The organism is Kitasatospora aureofaciens (assembly GCF_001188955.3).
Taxonomy (GTDB): Bacteria; Actinomycetota; Actinomycetes; order Streptomycetales; family Streptomycetaceae; genus Kitasatospora; species Kitasatospora aureofaciens.
This window is the reverse complement of the sequence record NZ_JPRF03000001.1, coordinates 864,685-881,164: the sequence shown is the minus strand read 5'-3', so window position 1 is coordinate 881,164 and position 16,480 is coordinate 864,685. Positions and strand designations below refer to the sequence as shown.

General features: G+C 73.6%; 17 protein-coding genes and 1 pseudogene. 10 read left to right on the top strand and 8 right to left on the bottom strand.

Translation table 11 applies throughout. The features are described from left to right. The 9 genes and pseudogenes from HS99_RS45735 to HS99_RS03745 all read left to right on the top strand — a co-directional run. Positions 1-227: pseudogene (locus HS99_RS45735) on the top strand (hypothetical protein); the annotation flags it as partial. A 17-nt stretch (positions 228-244) separates the two neighbouring features. Then, positions 245-631 carry a roadblock/LC7 domain-containing protein gene (locus tag HS99_RS03780; protein WP_197698027.1) on the top strand — a complete coding sequence of 129 codons (387 nt, stop codon included), beginning with the start codon at positions 245-247 and terminating at the stop codon, positions 629-631. Between the two features lie 63 nt (positions 632-694). Continuing rightward, entirely contained in the window at positions 695-1,054 is a 360-nt protein-coding gene (locus HS99_RS03775) for a DUF742 domain-containing protein (RefSeq protein WP_030550528.1), read from the top strand. After that, the gene (locus HS99_RS03770) at positions 1,035-1,652 is read left to right on the top strand and encodes a GTP-binding protein (protein ID WP_030279605.1); all 618 of its coding nucleotides are present in this window, start codon (positions 1,035-1,037) and stop codon (positions 1,650-1,652) included. Before HS99_RS03775 ends, HS99_RS03770 begins: the two co-directional genes overlap by 20 nt. Before the next feature lie 35 nt (positions 1,653-1,687). Then, on the top strand, positions 1,688-3,154 hold the full coding sequence (locus HS99_RS03765) for a cytochrome P450 (RefSeq protein WP_094742849.1): 1,467 nt from the start codon (positions 1,688-1,690) through the stop codon (positions 3,152-3,154). A 124-nt stretch (positions 3,155-3,278) separates the two neighbouring features. Next, positions 3,279-3,848 carry a (2Fe-2S)-binding protein gene (locus HS99_RS03760; RefSeq protein WP_030279602.1) on the top strand — a complete coding sequence of 190 codons (570 nt, stop codon included), beginning with the start codon at positions 3,279-3,281 and terminating at the stop codon, positions 3,846-3,848. After that, entirely contained in the window at positions 3,845-4,849 is a 1,005-nt protein-coding gene (locus HS99_RS03755) for an FAD binding domain-containing protein (RefSeq protein WP_030279600.1), read from the top strand. The genes HS99_RS03760 and HS99_RS03755 overlap by 4 nt, the downstream gene beginning before the upstream one ends. After that, positions 4,846-6,954 carry a xanthine dehydrogenase family protein molybdopterin-binding subunit gene (locus tag HS99_RS03750; protein WP_030550526.1) on the top strand — a complete coding sequence of 703 codons (2,109 nt, stop codon included), beginning with the start codon at positions 4,846-4,848 and terminating at the stop codon, positions 6,952-6,954. The genes HS99_RS03755 and HS99_RS03750 overlap by 4 nt, the downstream gene beginning before the upstream one ends. A gap of 93 nt (positions 6,955-7,047) precedes the next feature. Then, positions 7,048-7,368 carry a hypothetical protein gene (locus tag HS99_RS03745; protein ID WP_030279596.1) on the top strand — a complete coding sequence of 107 codons (321 nt, stop codon included), beginning with the start codon at positions 7,048-7,050 and terminating at the stop codon, positions 7,366-7,368. Positions 7,369-7,390: 22 nt separating this feature from the next. Here the strand turns inward: HS99_RS03745 and HS99_RS03740 are convergent, their stop codons facing one another. From HS99_RS03740 to HS99_RS03710, 7 genes are all read right to left on the bottom strand, one after another. Beyond that, the gene (locus HS99_RS03740; RefSeq protein WP_050367079.1) at positions 7,391-8,242 is read right to left on the bottom strand and encodes a DUF1906 domain-containing protein; all 852 of its coding nucleotides are present in this window, start codon (positions 8,240-8,242) and stop codon (positions 7,391-7,393) included. Positions 8,243-8,347: 105 nt separating this feature from the next. Further along, the gene (locus HS99_RS03735) at positions 8,348-8,905 is read right to left on the bottom strand and encodes a diguanylate cyclase (protein ID WP_305953095.1); all 558 of its coding nucleotides are present in this window, start codon (positions 8,903-8,905) and stop codon (positions 8,348-8,350) included. Between the two features lie 106 nt (positions 8,906-9,011). Then, entirely contained in the window at positions 9,012-9,980 is a 969-nt protein-coding gene (locus tag HS99_RS03730; RefSeq protein ID WP_030279586.1) for an alpha/beta fold hydrolase, read from the bottom strand. Beyond that, positions 9,980-10,213: an acyl carrier protein gene (locus HS99_RS03725; RefSeq protein WP_030279583.1), complete on the bottom strand. Its 234-nt coding sequence runs from the start codon at positions 10,211-10,213 to the stop codon at positions 9,980-9,982. Before HS99_RS03725 ends, HS99_RS03730 begins: the two co-directional genes overlap by 1 nt. Positions 10,214-10,315: 102 nt before the next feature. Further along, the gene (locus tag HS99_RS03720; protein WP_030279581.1) at positions 10,316-11,359 is read right to left on the bottom strand and encodes a beta-ketoacyl-ACP synthase III; all 1,044 of its coding nucleotides are present in this window, start codon (positions 11,357-11,359) and stop codon (positions 10,316-10,318) included. 291 nt (positions 11,360-11,650) lie between these two features. Continuing rightward, the gene (locus HS99_RS03715) at positions 11,651-13,306 is read right to left on the bottom strand and encodes a purple acid phosphatase family protein (protein WP_030550520.1); all 1,656 of its coding nucleotides are present in this window, start codon (positions 13,304-13,306) and stop codon (positions 11,651-11,653) included. Positions 13,307-13,474: 168 nt separating this feature from the next. Continuing rightward, positions 13,475-14,116, bottom strand: coding sequence for a DUF4360 domain-containing protein (locus tag HS99_RS03710; RefSeq protein WP_030279576.1), 642 nt, complete (start codon positions 14,114-14,116; stop codon positions 13,475-13,477). A 271-nt stretch (positions 14,117-14,387) separates the two neighbouring features. On the opposite strand from HS99_RS03710, the gene HS99_RS03705 reads away from it, so the two are divergent. Then, entirely contained in the window at positions 14,388-15,581 is a 1,194-nt protein-coding gene (locus HS99_RS03705) for a CapA family protein (protein ID WP_030550519.1), read from the top strand. A gap of 15 nt (positions 15,582-15,596) precedes the next feature. Here the strand turns inward: HS99_RS03705 and HS99_RS03700 are convergent, their stop codons facing one another. Further along, positions 15,597-16,433, bottom strand: a complete 837-nt coding sequence (locus HS99_RS03700) for an SAM-dependent methyltransferase (RefSeq protein WP_232790687.1) — start codon at positions 16,431-16,433, stop codon at positions 15,597-15,599. Between the last annotated feature and the right edge of the window lie 47 nt (positions 16,434-16,480).

Genomic DNA, 16,480 nt, shown 5'->3' with positions numbered 1-16,480 from the left:
CGACCGCCGGGCCCGCGGCCGGGCCGGCCGCCCCGGCGCCCCGGCCCGGGAAACAGCCCGGCCTGTGGCTGGAGGCGTTCATGGAGGGCTACAAGGGCACCGGCGCCGGCAGCGAGAGCACGCGCTGCGACGCCACGGGCAGCACCGCCACCACCGGAACCAGCAGCACCGCACCGAACAGCGCCGGACAGACCAGTGAAGAGACGGCAGGGAAAGGCGAGCAGTGATTCCGCACCGCAGCAACATGGACTGGATCCTCAACGACCTCGCACACAGCGTCCCGTACGTGCGCCACGTCATCGTGCTCTCCGCCGACGGCCTGCGGATCGCCCAGTACGGCGCCGACCCGGACACCGCCGACCGGCTGGCCGCCGCCTGCGCCGGACTGCAGAGCCTGGCCGCCGCCGTCGGACACGAGTTCCCGCACGGCAACGGCGCGATGAAGCTGGTCGTGATCGAGGTGGACGGCGGCTACTTCTACCTGATGTCGGCCGGTGACCGCGCCTACCTCGCGGTGCTCGCCGACGAGGGCGTGGACGCCGGACTGGTCAGCCACCAGATGCGCGACCTGGTGGACCGGATCGGCGAGCACCTGTCCGCCCCTCCGCGCAACCCGGAGGTGGTCGCGTGAACCCTCCGGTCACGAGCGCCGGCGCCCGGGCGGGCACATGAACGAGCACAGTGAGGCGGTGACATGACCGCCGACCAGGGCGGCTGGGACGGCCCCGAGCCGGACCGCCTGTACGTGATCACCCGCGGCCGCAGCGGCCCCTCCGGGCCGGGCGTCTTCGACCTGGTCACCCTGATCGTCTCCCTCGCGGAACCGACCCCCGCCATGCAGCCCGAGCACGCGGCGATCCTGCGGCTGTGCCGCTCGCCGCTCTCGGTGGCGGAGGTCTCCGCCTACCTCGAACTGCCCACGAGCGTGGTCACCGTCCTGCTGGCGGACCTGCTCGACGACGGGCGGATCGAGGCCCGTGCCGCGGTACCCGCGGCGGAACTCCCCGACCGTGCCCTGTTGGAGGCGGTGATCCATGGACTACAGCGGCTCTGACACGGTCGTCGGACCGGCGAGCGCGGACCTGCTGCCCGACACCGTCACCACGGCGGTCAAAGTGGTGATCGTCGGCGGCTTCGGTGTCGGCAAGACCACCCTGGTCGGCGCCGTCAGCGAGATCCGCCCGCTGACCACCGAGGAGACCATGACCCAGGCCGGGGTCGGCGTGGACGACCCGACCGGGGTCGAACGCAAGACCTCCACCACGGTGGCCATGGACTTCGGCCGGATCAGCATCAGTGACAAGCTCGTGCTGTACGTCTTCGGCACCCCCGGCCAGGAGCGCTTCTGGTTCCTCTGGAACGGCCTGTTCGAGGGCGCGCTCGGCGCCGTCGTACTGGTGGACACCCGCCGGCTGGAGGTCAGCTTCGAGGTGATCGGACGGCTGGAGGACCGCGGCGTGCCCTTCGTGGTCGCCGTCAACGGCTTCCCCGAGGCGCCGAGCTACCCGCTCGACGAGCTGCGCCAGGCGCTCGACCTCCCGTCCGAGGTGCCGATCGTCGCCTGCGACGCGCGCAGCCGCGAATCCAGCCGGAACACCCTGATGGCGCTCATGCACTACCTGTACGAACTGGCCGCGCCCCCCGCCGGCTGAGCCCTTCGCTTTTCGTCCGAACGACCGGAGACCCAGTGACCACCCCGTTCCCCGACGACGCCGCCGCGCCCGTCCCCCCGCCCGGCTGTCCCGCCCACGGGCGCGCCCTCGAGCCGGTCGGCCCCGGCGGCCTGCGCCGGCTGTACGGCCCCGAGGCCGAGGCCGACCCGGCGGGCCTGTACGAGAAGCTGCGAGCCGAGTACGGCGACGTCGCCCCGGTGCTGCTGCACGGCGACCACCGGGCCTGGCTGATCCTCGGCCACGGCGCCAACATCACCGCGATGCGCACCCCGTCGCTGTTCTCCCGCGACTCCCGGCTGTGGAACGCCTTTCGCAACAACGAGGTCCCGGCCGACTCCCCGCTGCTGCCGGTGGTCGCCTGGCAGCCGATCTGCGTCTTCGCCGACGGCGAGGAGCACCGCCGGCTGCGCACCGCCCTGCTGGACGGCCTGAACGGCTTCGACCGGCGCGGCATCCGCCGCCACGTGCGCCGCTTCACCACCGACCTGGTCCAGGTGGTCGGGCCGACCGGCCGGGCCGAGCTGATCACCCAGTTCGCCGAGCACCTGCCGATGCTGGTGATGACCAAGCTGCTCGGCATGCCCGACGAGTACGGTCCCCAACTCGTCGACGCCGCACGGGACCTGATGAAGGGCACCGAGACGGCGATCGCCAGCAACGAGTACGTGGTGGCGTGCCTGCGCCGCACCATCGCGATCAAGCACGAAAGCCCCGGGGACGACCTGACCAGCCGGCTGCTCGCCCACCCGGCCGGGCTGACCGACGACGAGGTGATGGAGCACCTGCGGGTGGTGCTGCTGGCCGCCAACGAGACCACCGTCAACCTGATCGCCGACTCGCTGAAGATGGTGCTCACCGACCCGCGCTTCCGCGCCCACCTGTCCGGCGGCCAGATGACTCTGGGCGAGGCCCTTGACCAGGTGCTCTGGGACTCCCCGCCGATGTCCCTGGTCGCCGGGCGCTGGGCCACCGCCGACACCGAGCTCGGCGGCCAGCAGATCCGGGCCGGGGACATGCTGCTGCTCGGCCTCGCCGCGGGCAACGTCGACCCGGTGGTCCGGCCGGACCTGACCACCCCGCTGTACGGCAACCGCTCGCACCTGTCCTTCGGCGCCGGACCGCACGAGTGCCCCGGACAGGACATCGGCCGGCACGTCGCCGAGGCCGGGATCGACATCCTGCTCACCCTGCTGCCGGACCTCCGACTCGCCGTCCCCGAGGAGGAGTTGACCTGGAGCTCGGCCTGGATCTCCCGCCACCTCACCGCGCTGCCGGTGGAGTTCACCGCCCATGAGGTCGAGCCGGACCCGGAGTCGGTCGCGGAGGCGGAGCGGGCGGCGGAGGCCCGGGCCGCCGAGGAGCGCGAACTCGCCGCCCGGGCACTGGAGGCCACCCAGCGAGCGGCCGCCGGGTCCGTCGCGACCGTCCCGGCGCAGCGCCGCAGCTGGTGGGACGTGCTGACCGGCCTGTTCCGCCGCTGACCCCGCACCGCGGCGGGCCGGGAAGCCGGCCCGCCCTCCTCTCCGGTCCCGAGTCCTGCCGCCGCCGGTGTGACGCGGTGGCGTGCGCCGTGTGGGAGCGGCCGGGGCCGGGGACGCTCATGCGATGCAGAGGGAAATCACCGTTCGGGTCGACGGGACGGCGCGTCCGCTGACCGTCGACACACGTACGACACTGCTCGACGCGCTGCGGGAACGGCTCGGGATCACGAGCCCCAAGAAGGGTTGCGACCACGGACAGTGCGGCGCGTGCACCGTGCTGTCCGGCGGGCGGCGCGTGCTGAGCTGCCTCACGCTCGCCGTCACCCAGGACGGCGCCGAGGTGGTCACCGCCGAAGGACTCGCCCCCGGGGCGGCGGGCGCCGGACAGCAGCTCGAGGGCGGCCTCCACCCGGTTCAGCGGGCCTTCGTCGACTGCGACGCGCTCCAGTGCGGCTACTGCACCCCGGGGCAGGTCGTCTCGGCCGTCGGGGCGCTCGACGAGTTCGCGGCGGGCTGGCCCAGCGCCGTCACCGAGGGCCCGGGGGCGCCCGGACTGGACCGCGCCGAGGTGGCCGAGCGGATGAGCGGCAACCTGTGCCGCTGCGCCGCCTACGTCAACATCGTGACCGCGGTGCTCCGGGCGGCCACCTCCTTGCCGGCCGGGCCGACGGCCGGCAAGGAGGTGGACGGGTGAAGCCCTTCGACTACCTCGCCCCCGCGGACGCCGCGGAGGCCGTGCGCAGCGTCGCCGCGAACCCGGACGCGGTGTTCCTCGGCGGCGGTACGAACCTGGTGGACCACCTCAAGCTCGGCGTCGCCGAACCCGGCCTGGTCGTCGGCCTCGCCGGCCTGCTGCCCTCCGGGATCGAGGAGCTCGACGACGGCGCCCTCAGGATCGGCGCGGGCGTCAGCAACAGCGACCTCGCCGCCGACCCGCGGGTGCGCGAGCGCTTCCCGGTGCTGTCGCAGGCACTGCTGTCGGGCGCGTCGGGGCAGTTGCGCAACATGGCCACCGTCGGGGGCAACCCGCTGCAACGGACCCGCTGCGTCTACTTCCAGGACGTCACGACCCCGTGCAACAAGCGGGAGCCGGGCTCCGGCTGTTCCGCGATCGGAGGCTGGACCCGTCACCACGCGGTCCTCGGCGCGTCCGAGCACTGCATCGCGGTCCACCCGTCGGACATGGCCGTGGCGATGGCCGCGCTCGACGCACGGGTACGGACCCTCGGCCCGGCCGGGGAGCGCGCCATCCCCTTCGTCGAGCTGCACCGGCTGCCCGGCGACGCTCCCGAACGCGACACGGCGCTGGAACACGGCGAGCTGATCACCGCGATCGACCTGCCGGCGCAGCCCATCGCCCGCCGGTCGGCCTACCACAAGGTGCGCGACCGCGCCTCGTACGCGTTCGCCCTGGTCAGCGTGGCCGCGGCGATCGAGGTCGAGGGCGGCGTGATCAGGGACGCGCGCATCGCGTTCGGCGGCGTCGCCCACGCGCCCTGGCGCGCCCGCCGGGCCGAGGAGGCGCTGCGCGGCGCCCCGGCGTCGGACGGGAGCTACCGGGCCGCCGCGGACGCGGAACTGACCGACGCCCGGCCGGCCGAGGGGCTGGACGGCGGCAACGCCTTCAAGATCCCCCTGCTGCGCCGCACCCTGACCGCGACCCTGCGCGACCTGGCAGGAGAGGATCCCCGATGACATTCCCGAGCGAACCCGAAGCCGTCGGCCGCGACCTGCCCCGCCGGGACGGGGCCGTCAAGGTCCTGGGCACCGCCACCTACGCCTACGAGACGCCGTTGGCGAACGCCGCCTACCTGCACGCCGTCCAGGCAACGATCGCCCGGGGACGCGTCACGGCGCTGGACACCGCGGCCGCCGAGGCACTCGACGGTGTGGTCGCGGTGCTCACCCCCGGCAACGCCGAGCGGCTGGCCTCCACCGAGGACAGGGAGCTGGCGGTCCTGCAGGGCGAGGAGGTCGCCTTCCGCGGCCAGGTCGTCGCACTGGTCGTCGCCGACAGCTCCGAGGTGGCGCGGCACGGGGCCGCCCTGGTCCGGGTCGAGTACGCGCAGCAGCCGCACGACGCCGAGCTCCGCGCCGACCGCGAGGACCTGTACGCGCCCGAGTCGGTGAACCCGGACCTCCCCACCGACACCTCCGAGGGCGACGTCGACGCCGCGTTGGCGGCGGCGGAGGTGAGCGTCGAGGAGACGTACACGACCGCGATGTACCACAACAACCCGCTGGAGCCGCACGCCACGGCGGCGCTGTGGGACCCGGCGGGCGAGGGCTTCCTCACCCTGTGGGACTCCACTCAGGGCGTGCACCCGACCCGGACCGCCCTGGCCTCGGTGTTCGGCCTCGACGAGGCGCAACTGCGGGTCGTCTGCCCGTACGTCGGCGGGGGGTTCGGGTCCAAGGGGCAGCCGCACGTCAACGTGGTGCTGGCCGCCATGGCGGCACGCGCGGTCCCCGGCCGGCCGGTGCGGCTGGCCCTGACCCGGCAGCAGATGTTCTCCCTGACCGGCTACCGCACCCCGACCATCCAGCGCTGCCGCCTCGGTGCGGACCGGGACGGCACGATCACCGCGATCGCCGTCGACGTCGTCGAACTGACCTCGCGAATCAAGGAGTTCGCCGAGCAGAGCGGTGTCCCCGCGCGCATGATGTACGCCTCGCCGAACCGGTCGACCACCCACCGGCTCGCCGCCCTCGACGTCCCGGTGCCGTCCTGGATGCGCGCCCCCGGCGAGTGCCCGGGCATGTTCGGCCCCGAGGTGGCCATGGACGAGCTGGCCGAGCGCCTGGGCCTGGATCCGGTCGAACTGCGGATCCGCAACGAGCCCGCCGTCGAACCCGGTTCGGGCAAGCCCTTCTCCAGCCGCAACCTGGTCGGCTGCCTGCGGGAGGGAGCGGTGCGGTTCGGCTGGGCGGAGCGCGATCCGCGGCCGGGGGTGCGCCGCCGCGGCGACTGGCTCGTCGGCACGGGCGTGGCCGCCTCCACCTACCCGGTCAGCCGCATGCCGAAGTCGACGGCGACGATCCGGCGGGAGGGGGAGCGCTACGCCGTGGAGATCGGCGCGGCCGACCTCGGCACCGGCACCTGGACCACCCTGGCGCAGATCGCCGCGGACGCGCTCGGCGTGACGGTGGCCCTGGTGGACGTGCGCATCGGCGACACCGACTACCCGATGGCTTCGGTGGCCGGGGGCTCCTCGGGCATGACGACCTGGGGCTCGGCCGTGGTCGAGGCGGCGGGTGCCTTCCGCGCGAAGTACGGCAGCGAGCCGCCGGACGGGGCCGAGGCGTCCGGCAGCGTCCAACCGGCCGACGACCGCCACGCGATGCACGCCTTCGGGGCGCAGTTCGCCGAGGCACACGTCCACCTGGACACCGGCGAGGTTCGGGTGCCGCGCCTGCTGGGCGTGTTCGCCGCGGGCCGGATCATCAATCCGCGCACGGCACGCTCGCAGTTCATCGGCGGGATGACGATGGGGCTGTCCATGGCCCTGCACGAGCAGAGCGTGCTGGACCCGCGCACCGGTCATGTCGTCAACCACGACCTGGCCGGTTACCACATCACGGCCAACGCGGACGTCGGCGCGATCGAGGCCTACTGGCTCGCCGAGGACGACCCCCACGTCAACGCCATGGGGTCCAAGGGCATCGGGGAGATCGGGATCGTCGGCACGGCCGCCGCCGTGTCGAACGCGGTGTGGCACGCCTGCGGCGTGCGGGTGCGGGACCTGCCGATCACCCTGGACAAGGTCCTGCACGCGCTGGAGGAACGGCCCCGGCACTGACCCGGCGGCCGGCCGCCGACCGGTCCGGCCGCCGACTGGTCCATATGCCGCCGTGCGGGTGCAACATCCGGCTGCTCGGGCGAGGTTGAGGAGATGGACACCGTCACCGTGCTCGAACCCGACACTCCGACCAACGTCCGGCTCCTCGGCACCGACCAGGAGCCGGTCGACCCGCAGGACTCGGTGCGCCTCGCGCACACCGCCCCCGCGGACGCCTCCGGCGTCTGCGGCCCGCTCACCCTGTGCGGGCGGGACACCTCCGACATGACGCTCGCACCGCACCGGACCACCATCGACGGCCGGCCCTGGCCCTACTGGGCCGCCTGCGGGATGTGCCGGGACGCCGACCGGAGCGCGACGCCCGACACCCCCGAGGAGGACATCGCGCCCGAGGAGGACGTCGCGCCCGGTTAGGCCCTGCCCGGCACGTCGCGACTCAGGGGCCGGCCACCAGTCCGTCCAGGGCGTCGGGGTCGACGTTGAGCGTCACCCCTCCGTACGTCTCGTCGGCGCTGCCCCGGTGCTGGTGGATGCGGTGGCCGGCCCACAGGTCGTCGGGCAGCCCGGGATCCCCGCTGGTCGAGGGGTGCCCGTCCCAGCGGGCGTACCAGACGGCGTCGGGCATCGGGGCCCGGCCGGCCCGGGCGGCGGCGACGAGGTCCGCGATCCCGGAGTCCATGCTGGAGTAGAAGCCCGACCGGTAGCCGGCCGCGTGCAGGGCCTTCGTCCAGCCGACGGTGAAGTCGACCACCGCCCGGCTGCAGACCGGGTCGCCCACCGGGTAGGCCTCCATGTCGAGGTACACCGGGCTGCCGGGCCCCAGGCCCAGCTCCCCCAGCGCCGCCGCGGCCTCGCCCGCCTCCTGTCCGCCCTGCTCCTCGGCCCGCTCCGGGTCGATCCGCAGCGGCTTGTCCGCGCGCTTGGCACAGGGCGCCTGGAGGCCGACGTGGGTGGGCACCAGCTTCCACCCCATCGCCCGGACGGTGGCGACCCACTCCGGCGTCAGTCGGTCCTGCTCGCAGGCGCGCTGGCTGCCGCTGCTGTAGATGTTCACCGCGCCGTACGGCGAGGCGGTGCGCCAGATGTACAGGGCCTCGGCCGGCGGGGCCGAGCAGGCGTCGAACCCGGCGCCGGTGTACCGGTACTCGGGCGGCGGCTCCGTCGAACCGTCGAGCGGCAGGGCGGCGAAGGGAACCGGAGAGGCGGTCGGGGACGCCTGCGCGGGCACGGCGGCGGGGAACAGGACGAGTGGGACCGCGAGGAGCGCGGTCAGGGGAAGAAGACGCATCCCCCCGTCCTAGCCGTCCGCGCCGGGAGATCGCGGTTCACCGTACCGACGCGCCGCGCCCGTTCACCCGGAATAACGACACCGGAGGGTGAACCCGGGGCACCGTCAGGGTGCGGCCCGGCGGCGCTCCGCACGGGCGCAGCGCAGCAGTTCCTCACCGTAGGGCAGGGCGACCAGGGCCGCGGTGGCGACGGCGAAGCCCGTCAGGTAGCGGGCGGGCAGGGGGTGGGGCTTGGGGTTGAGGCGCCAGGCCCGGCGGGTGCCGCCGCCGCGGGCCAGCGAGCGGACCTGGTCCCAGTGCAGGCAGGCGGTGAAGGCGACGGCGGTGAGCGGGAGCACCTCCAGGAAGCTGTGGATGTGCTGTTCGAACGGGGTGACGTCGCGTCGGCCGGTGGCGATCGTGACGTCCCACAGGGCGGTGGCGCCGTGGGCCAGGGCGGCGGCGCCCATGGTGGCGAGGACCAGGGGGTTGATCTCGGCGACCAGGCCGAGGACGACGGGCGTGCCCGCCTCGGCCATCATCAGCGCGTGCACGAGGGATTCCCGCAGGCCGCTGGTGTCCTCGATGTGCGAACGGCGGTGCATGACCCAGTCGCCGACGGCCGGTGCGAACCACAGGGGCAGCACTCCGTAGAGGAGGAAGCGCCGGCTGGCGTTCTTCACGTCGTCGGACGGGCCGGTGGTCAGTTCCGTCGCGGTGCGCCACTGTCGCCACGGGCGGGTGGGTGTCCTGGGCGTTCGCTCTCTCGTCCGGCGGGCTGTGGCGTGCTCAGGCGGTGTAGGCGAAGTCCAGGCCGTCGAGCGGTTCGTCGCGCAGGAAGCGGAGCACGAGGTGGGCGTACTCGGCGTCGCGTTCCAGGTGGGCCATGTGGTCCGCCTCCTTGAGCAGGACCATCGTGGAGCCGGCGATGGTACGGGCGACGTCCCGGTTCTGCCGCGGGGAGGTGGTCATGTCGTGCTCCCCGGTGAACACCAGGGCGGGGACGCCGGTGACGCCGCCCTGCGGGAGGAGGGCGGGCTCCAGGACCCGGCGGTGGCAGGCCGCGTGGCGCCGGGCCTGCCGCCAGGTGGTGCGCAGGGCCTGTTTGCGCAGCAGCCGCTGCACCGCTGCCGACTGCTGGACGCGCTGGTGCTCCTCGGTGTTGACGAGGTAGCTCACCAGGCGGTCGGCGTACAGCCCGAGTGCCGGGCACGCGTCGTCCAGGGACTCGCCCGGCCCGGGGACGGTCCCCTCGATGTGGCTGACCGCCTCCCGCAGGAACGCCCGCATGGTGCCGGTCACCCGGTGGGTGGCGCCGGACAGCAGCAGCCGGCTCACCCGGTCCGGGCGGCGCTGGGCCATCCGGTAGGCGATCGGCGCTCCGTAGGAGGCGCCGAGGACGTTGACCCGGGCCAGGCCGAGGTCGTCCAGCAGGTGCAGGGCGGCGGCGGCCAGGGTGTCGAACCCCTCCTCCTCGGGCAGGTCGTCCGCGGTGCCCGTGCCGGGCAGGTCGACCAGGATCACCGGGGTGTGCGGTGCGATGCGCCGCTCCAGACGGGGCCAGGCGTACATGTCCTGGAGGGCGCCGCCGAGCAGCAGGAGGGGTTCGGCCACCGGATGCGGTCCGCGCCAGTGCCCGGCGTCCGGATCCGTGTGCACGACCCGGCAGACGTAGTTCATGTCCTGCCAGCGCAGGTGGTGGAGTTCCTCGGTGGGGGTGGTGTCCCCGGCGGGGCGGGGCGGGGACGGACGGGTCATCAACGGCTCACCGCGTACCGGCTGATGAGTTTGGCCATGTCGTCCACGCAGGTCGCGGTGGAGAGCTGGTCCTCGCTGATCTCCACTCCGAAGCGGTCCTCCAGGTGGAGGGACAGCATCACCAGGGCCATGGAGTCGACGCCCGCGCTGGCGAGCGGGGCGTCGGGGGTGACGGGCGCGGACGGAAGGCCGCACCTGTCCGTGAGGATCTCCTTGACTTGCTCGAACGTCATGCGCGATTCCCTCCGGTGGAAGACGACCCGCCCGCAACGCGGCGGCCGCGGGCAGGCAGGACGGGCGGGTCGGGACGGGCGGTGTCGGAAACGGGCAGGGTGTCAGGACAGGCGGGCGCTGAGGCCGGCCGGCCACACCAGCGTGGTGGCCGCCCAGGCCAGGCCGCTGCCGAAGGCGACCAGCAGCACCCTGTGGCCGGGCTTCAGCTCCCCCTGGTCGGCGGCGTGGGCCAGCAGCAGCGGCACGGACGCGGCCGCGGTGTTGCCGACCTGCTCGATGTTGGACGGGACGCGCGCCGCGGGGATCTCCAGCAGGTCGGCCACCGTGGCGGTGATGCGCTGGTTCGCCTGGTGGGCGATCAGCCGGTCGACGTCGCCGAGCACCCAGCCGGCCTCGGCGGCCGCGTGCCGGGCGGCCGCCGTCATCCTGCGCACCGCGTGCCGGAAGACCTCGTTGCCGCTCATGTGCACGAAGTGCTCCTCGGGTGCCGTCCGGTTCCGCCGGTGGCGCCCGCGCGCACCGCCCGCGGGTACGGAGATGGCGTCGGAGAGGGAGCCGTCGCTGCCCCACACCACCGGCCCCAGGGCGCCCTCGGCGTGCGGCGCGCCCGCTTCGAGGACGGCGGCGCCAGCCCCGTCACCGAAGATCGGGGCGGTGGCCCGGTCGAGCGGGTTGACCAGGGCGGTCATGGTCTCGGCGCCGATCACCAGGACCCGGCGCGCCGTGCCCGAGGCGATCAGACCGGCGGCGACCGTGCAGGCGTACACGAACCCGGAACAGCCCGCCATGACGTCGAAGGCGGCCACGGCGGGCAAGCCCAGCCGGTGGGCGACCCACGGCGCGGTGGCCGGGCACGGGCGGTCCGGGGTGTTCGAGGCCAGCACCAGCGCGTCCACGGCGCCGATCCCGGCGGAGGCCATGGCCCGCGCTCCGGCCTCCACGGCCATGTCCCCGGTGGCGACGTGCGGCTCCGCGAACCGGCGCTCGGCGATGCCGATGCGCTCGCGGATCCACTGGTCCGAGCTGTCGATGCGGTTGCACAGCTCGCTGTTGGGAACGCGGCGCGGCGGCAGCCACGCGCCCAGCCCGGTCAGCACGGCAGCGGCGCCGCGGCCGCGGTCCGGGGCACAGGGGGTGTCGGTCACGGGAGCTCCCTCGGTCGGACACGCACACGTCGGAAAGGCGGCGTCCGCGCCGCTGCCGCCCCGGCCGGACCCGCCGGTCAATTCATAGAGGAGCGCTCCGGACGCCGCTCCCGGAGCCACACCGGGAAGGGGCCGTTGCCCCCCGAACGGCGGATCGGGCCCGGTGCGTCGGGTGCACCGGGCCCGATTCCGTGCTGGGGGCTGTCCTCTAATTCGCGTCCGCCGGGCGGCTACGGGGTGCCCGGGTCCTGCGGCAGGGCGCCCAGGTCACCCGCGGGCGCCGGGGGCGGGTCAGTCGTGGCCGTCGGTGCGCGGGCGGTGGAGGGTGAAGGTGTCGACCGGGGTGAGGTCGGCGTGGGGGCCGTCGAAGGTGTAGTAGGTGACGCGCATGGTGGTGGTGCCGCCGCGGCGGTCGCCGGGGTCGACCTCGAAGGCGGCGAAGCCGTGGGTGTTGGTGCGGTCCTGGTAGGCGGCCCAGGGGGCGTCCTCGGTGAGCCAGATCGACTCCCGGTAGGGGGCGCCGGGGGCGGGTTTGTCCTCCAGGCCGATGACCACCCGGCCCTGGGGGCGTTCGAACAGGTCGTCCTGGGTGGTGGCGGCGTTGCCGCCGGCACCGATGACCATGTGGACGGTGCCACGGCCGGTGTCGGCGACCGCGGGGTCGGTGCCGGTGGGCACCGGGGTGCGGGTGTCGTTGGGCAGGGTGCCGCGGACGGGGTGGGAGCGCTCGTAGTAGTGCTCGTGCCCGCTGACCACGAGGTCGACCCCGTAGGCGTCGAACAGCGGGCCCCAGGCCTCTCGGACGCCGAGGTCGCTGCCGGAGCCGTGCTTGGAGCTGGAGATCATCGGGTGGTGCATGCAGACCACGATCCAGTCGATCGCCCGGCTGCTCCGAGCCGTTCGCAACTCCCTTTCCAGCCAACGCCGTTGGGCTCCGCCGGAGTAACCCCGCAGATAGGTCTCACCGGAGTTCTGGATGGCGACGTCGTCGTTGGCGAGGCTGATGAAGCGCACCGAGCCGACCGTGAAGGCGTACCACATGCCCCGGGTCTCCTGGTCGCGGTCGGCGGTGGAGTCGGGGAGGGTGAAGTAGGTCTGGTAGCCGTCGGCGCCGATCGGGCCGTTGCCGCTCTCGTTCTCGTGGTTCCCGGCGCAGGGCATCCAGGGGCGCAGCCGCGCCGAGCGGCTGTTGTTGATGAACCAGTCGGCCCAGGTGGCGGTGCGGCTCCCGCCGTGCCGGCCACTGTAGGAGGCGTAGCAGAGGTCGCCGTTGACCAGGTTGAACAGCGGGCCGACGCGTTCGACGGCGGCGACGATGTCGGCGGCGTACGGGGAGCCGATCTGGTTGCTCGTGTACACCGGGTACTTGCCGAGCGGCGAGGGCATGCCGTCGGGGAAGACCAGGTGGCGGCGCAGGTTGGGGGTGGCCTGATCGCCGAAGCTGGTGAAGGTGAAGGGGGTGCGGCCGCGCGGGGCGGTGGTGAAGCTGCCGGTCTCGGGGCTCGCGCCGTCGTGCCCGGCGGTGTACAGGTACGTGGTGCCCGGGCGCAGACCGCCGAGCCTGGCGTGGTGGACGTACACCTCGTCCTTGCCGAGGGCGTCGCGGTAGGTGCGGGTCTCGGCCTGGACCACCTTGCCGAGGCCGCCGTCGGGTGAGCCGAGCCGGACCTGCGGGCGGCGGACGGACTGCGGGGTGATCCAGGAGACGGTCATCTCGGTGGCGGGGTCGGTGCCGAACTGCAGGTGCAGGCCGCTGACGCTGGGGGTGCCGATCCGGTGCGGGCGGGCCTGGAGCAGCGGGCTCGCGGGGCCGTCGGCGTTTCCGCCCGGCGAGCCGTCGGCCGGTCCGTCGGAGGCCGAGGCCGGTTGGGCGGTCGCGCCGCCGACGGCCAGGGCGGCTCCGGCCGCCGAGGTGCCCTTGAGGATGGACCTGCGTGCGATGGTCATGACGCTCCGTCTGCCGAGTGGGCCCGTTCGCGTGGAGAGGGGGCGGGACCCGCAGCACTGTAACGGCATGAGCATGCAAAGGCGATCGCTTTACTGACGGTCGCTCACCTCCGGGCGCGCCGCGGCCCCGGCGGCCGGGGCACCGCCGGGGCCGGGCGCGCCCTCGTATCAGGGACACTGCTTCCAGGCGAGGTGGTAGACGGTGTTGATGCTGCCGTCGGTGGAGTCCATCGTCATGAAGCTGGTGGTGTGGGCCTGGTCCGAGGTGCCGGCGGAGACGCGCAGTTCGGTGTTGATGTTGAAGTTGCGTTCCTCGCCACAGGGGGCCCAGACCAGGGCGGCGACATCGACACTGTCGGTCGCCTGCCAGTTGTCGTCCGTCGGGCCGTCGAAGCGGTGGCTTCGGTAGGTCGTCCCGGAGTCCCCCTGGAAGTAGTAGTTGGCACGCTCGACGCCGCTCGCCCCGTTCTCCAGATGGGCGAAGCCGCGGTAGTCGGCGGAGGCGATGGCGTAGGTGAAGCCCTGGGGGACGTGCACCCGCAGGTCGAGTTGGCAGTTCTTCCGGAAGTCGGTCGGCTTGGAGCCCACTCCCACCTGGGCGAGGTAGCTGCTGTACGTCACGGTGAAGGCGGTGTTGTCCGGCGACACGGCCACCGCGGCCGAGCCGGCCGGGCAGCCGGAGCCGTTGACGGTCGCGACGTCGATGACGATCCGGTCGGGCGGGGTGGGCAGCGAGTCCCCGCCGAAGGTCGGTGAGCCGACCACCGCGGCGGATACGGCGGCCGCGGCGGCCAGTGTGCGGAGCAGCATGGACTTCCCCTTCGATCGTCCACGGAGGCAGGGACGGCGCGGCACGACGGCGCGGCACGGTCCGAGCGCCTCACCCGCGGCCCCTCGTCAAAATTGACGTGGATATGTCAGCACATCCGCACACCGCGTACAAGGGGTCACGCATGGTCACTACTTTTCGGGACCCAGGGCCCGCCGGGTGACCTGCGGGCGTGGGGCCGACGACCTGCGGAGCGGGCGCCCGCATATTCGGAGGGTTGGTCACACCATCCGATCGTGAGACGAGCCGACCATGCCCCTCCTCCGCCGCCGGGCCGCCGTCACGGCCCTCGCCCTGCTGCTCGCCGTCCCGGGCTGCGGCGCCCCGCACCCCTCCGGGCAGGCCGCCCAGGGCAGTGCCGCACCGACGCCGACGCCCACCCCGACCGGGCCACGGGCGTTCACCCTGCTCGCCACCGGCGACGTGCTGCCGCACACCGAGATCATCCAGCAGGCCAAGGAGGACGCCGGCGGCTCCGGCTACGACTTCGGCCCCATGCTGGCCGGCGTCAAGCCGGTGATCGGCGCGGCCGACCTGGCGATCTGCCACATGGAGACCGTCTACGGCGCCGACGGCGGACCGTACACCGGGTACCCGACGTTCAAGTCCCCGCCGCAGGTCGCCAAGGCGCTCAAGGAGGCCGGGTACGCCTCCTGCGACACCGCCTCCAACCACACCCTGGACGACGGCCCGGCCGGCATCCGCCGCACCCTGGACGCGATGGACGCCGTCGGGCTCGCCCACACCGGATCCGCCCGCACCGCCGAGGAGGCCGGGCGGCCCGCACTGCTGCGGGCGGGCGGCGCCACGGTGGCCCAACTCGCCTACACCTACGGGACGAACGGCATCGCGCTGCCCAAGGCCGAGCCCTGGGCCGTCAACCTGATCGACCGGGACCGGATCCTCGCCGACGCCCGCGCCGCCCGGGCGGGCGGCGCGGACCTGGTGGTGGTCAGCATCCACTGGGGCACCGAGTGGCAGGACGCTCCGAACGAACAACAACTCATCCTGGCCAAGGAGTTGTCCGCAGCCGGGCAGGGCCCGGGCCGGCCCGACATCGACCTGATCCTCGGCACCCACGCCCACATTCCGCAGGCCTACGAGAAGATCGGCGACACCTGGACGGTGTACGGCCTCGGCGACCAGCTCGCCGGACACATGTTCACCTACGACAACGCCGAGGACCCGCGCGGCAACTGGAGCTCGATGGCCCGCTTCACCGTCAGCCCGCCGGCCGCCCCCGGGCAGCGGTGGACGGTGAGCCGGGCCGAGTTCGTCCCGCAGATCACCGACCTCGGCCCGCCCTACCGGGTGCTCGACCTGCGCGAGGCCGTCCGCCGGGACCCCGGCCGCGCCGACTGGGCCCGCGCGCTGGAGCACATCCGCACCGTGGTGCTCAGCCGCGGCGCCGCTTCGGCGGGGCTCGCCATGGCGCCCTCACCGTGACCGCGGCGGCGGGTGCTACGGCTTGCGGCCCACACCGCCGTACAGCGAGACCTCACCGTCGGCCGCACCCGGCTCCGGGTGCCAGCGGTTGACCAGGACCACGCCCGGGTCGTCCAGTTCCAGCCCGGCGAAGAAGCGTTCGACCTCGGCGTGCGAGCGTGCGTACACCTCGATCCCGGCCTCGGCGTAGCGGCGCGCGCCCACCGGGACCTGGTCCGGCGCGTTGTCGGCGGTGCCCGCGGTCAGGGCCATGAAGCTGCCGGAGGGCAGGGCGTCCAGAAGTTTGCGGACGGGCGGGTGCGCGGCCTCGTCGGAGAGGAAGTGCACGATGTTGATCAGCGTCAGCGCGACCGGCCGGGTGAGGTCCAGGGTGGCGGCCACCGCCGGGTCGGCCAGGAACTTCTCCGGATCGCGCAGGTCGCCCTCGACGTAGGCGGTGCGGCCCTCGGGCGTGCTGGTGAGCAGCGCGCGCGAATGGGCCAGCACGATCGGGTCGTTGTCCACGTACACCACCCGGCAGGCCGGGTCGACCGCCTGGACGACCTCGTGCAGGTTGGGCGCGGTGGGGATGCCGGTGCCGACGTCCAGGAACTGGCGGATGCCGTGCTCCTCGGCCAGCCGGCGGACCATCCGGTGCATCACGGCGCGGGCGGCCGCGGCCCCGGCCCGGGCGGTGGGCAGGTCGGCGAGCACCCGGTCGCCGACCTCGCGGTCCGCCGGGAAGTTGGTCTTGCCGCCGAGCAGGTAGTCGTAGACCCGCGCGGAGTGCGCCCGGTCGGTCCGCAGGTCCACCTGCGGTGGCTGCTCGAAATCGGTCTCGATCAGCCAGCTTTCCGACTCGTTGCTGTCCACTGTCGCCTCGTCCTCCCCGTCCGGCGTCCGGTCCGGACCCCACTCAA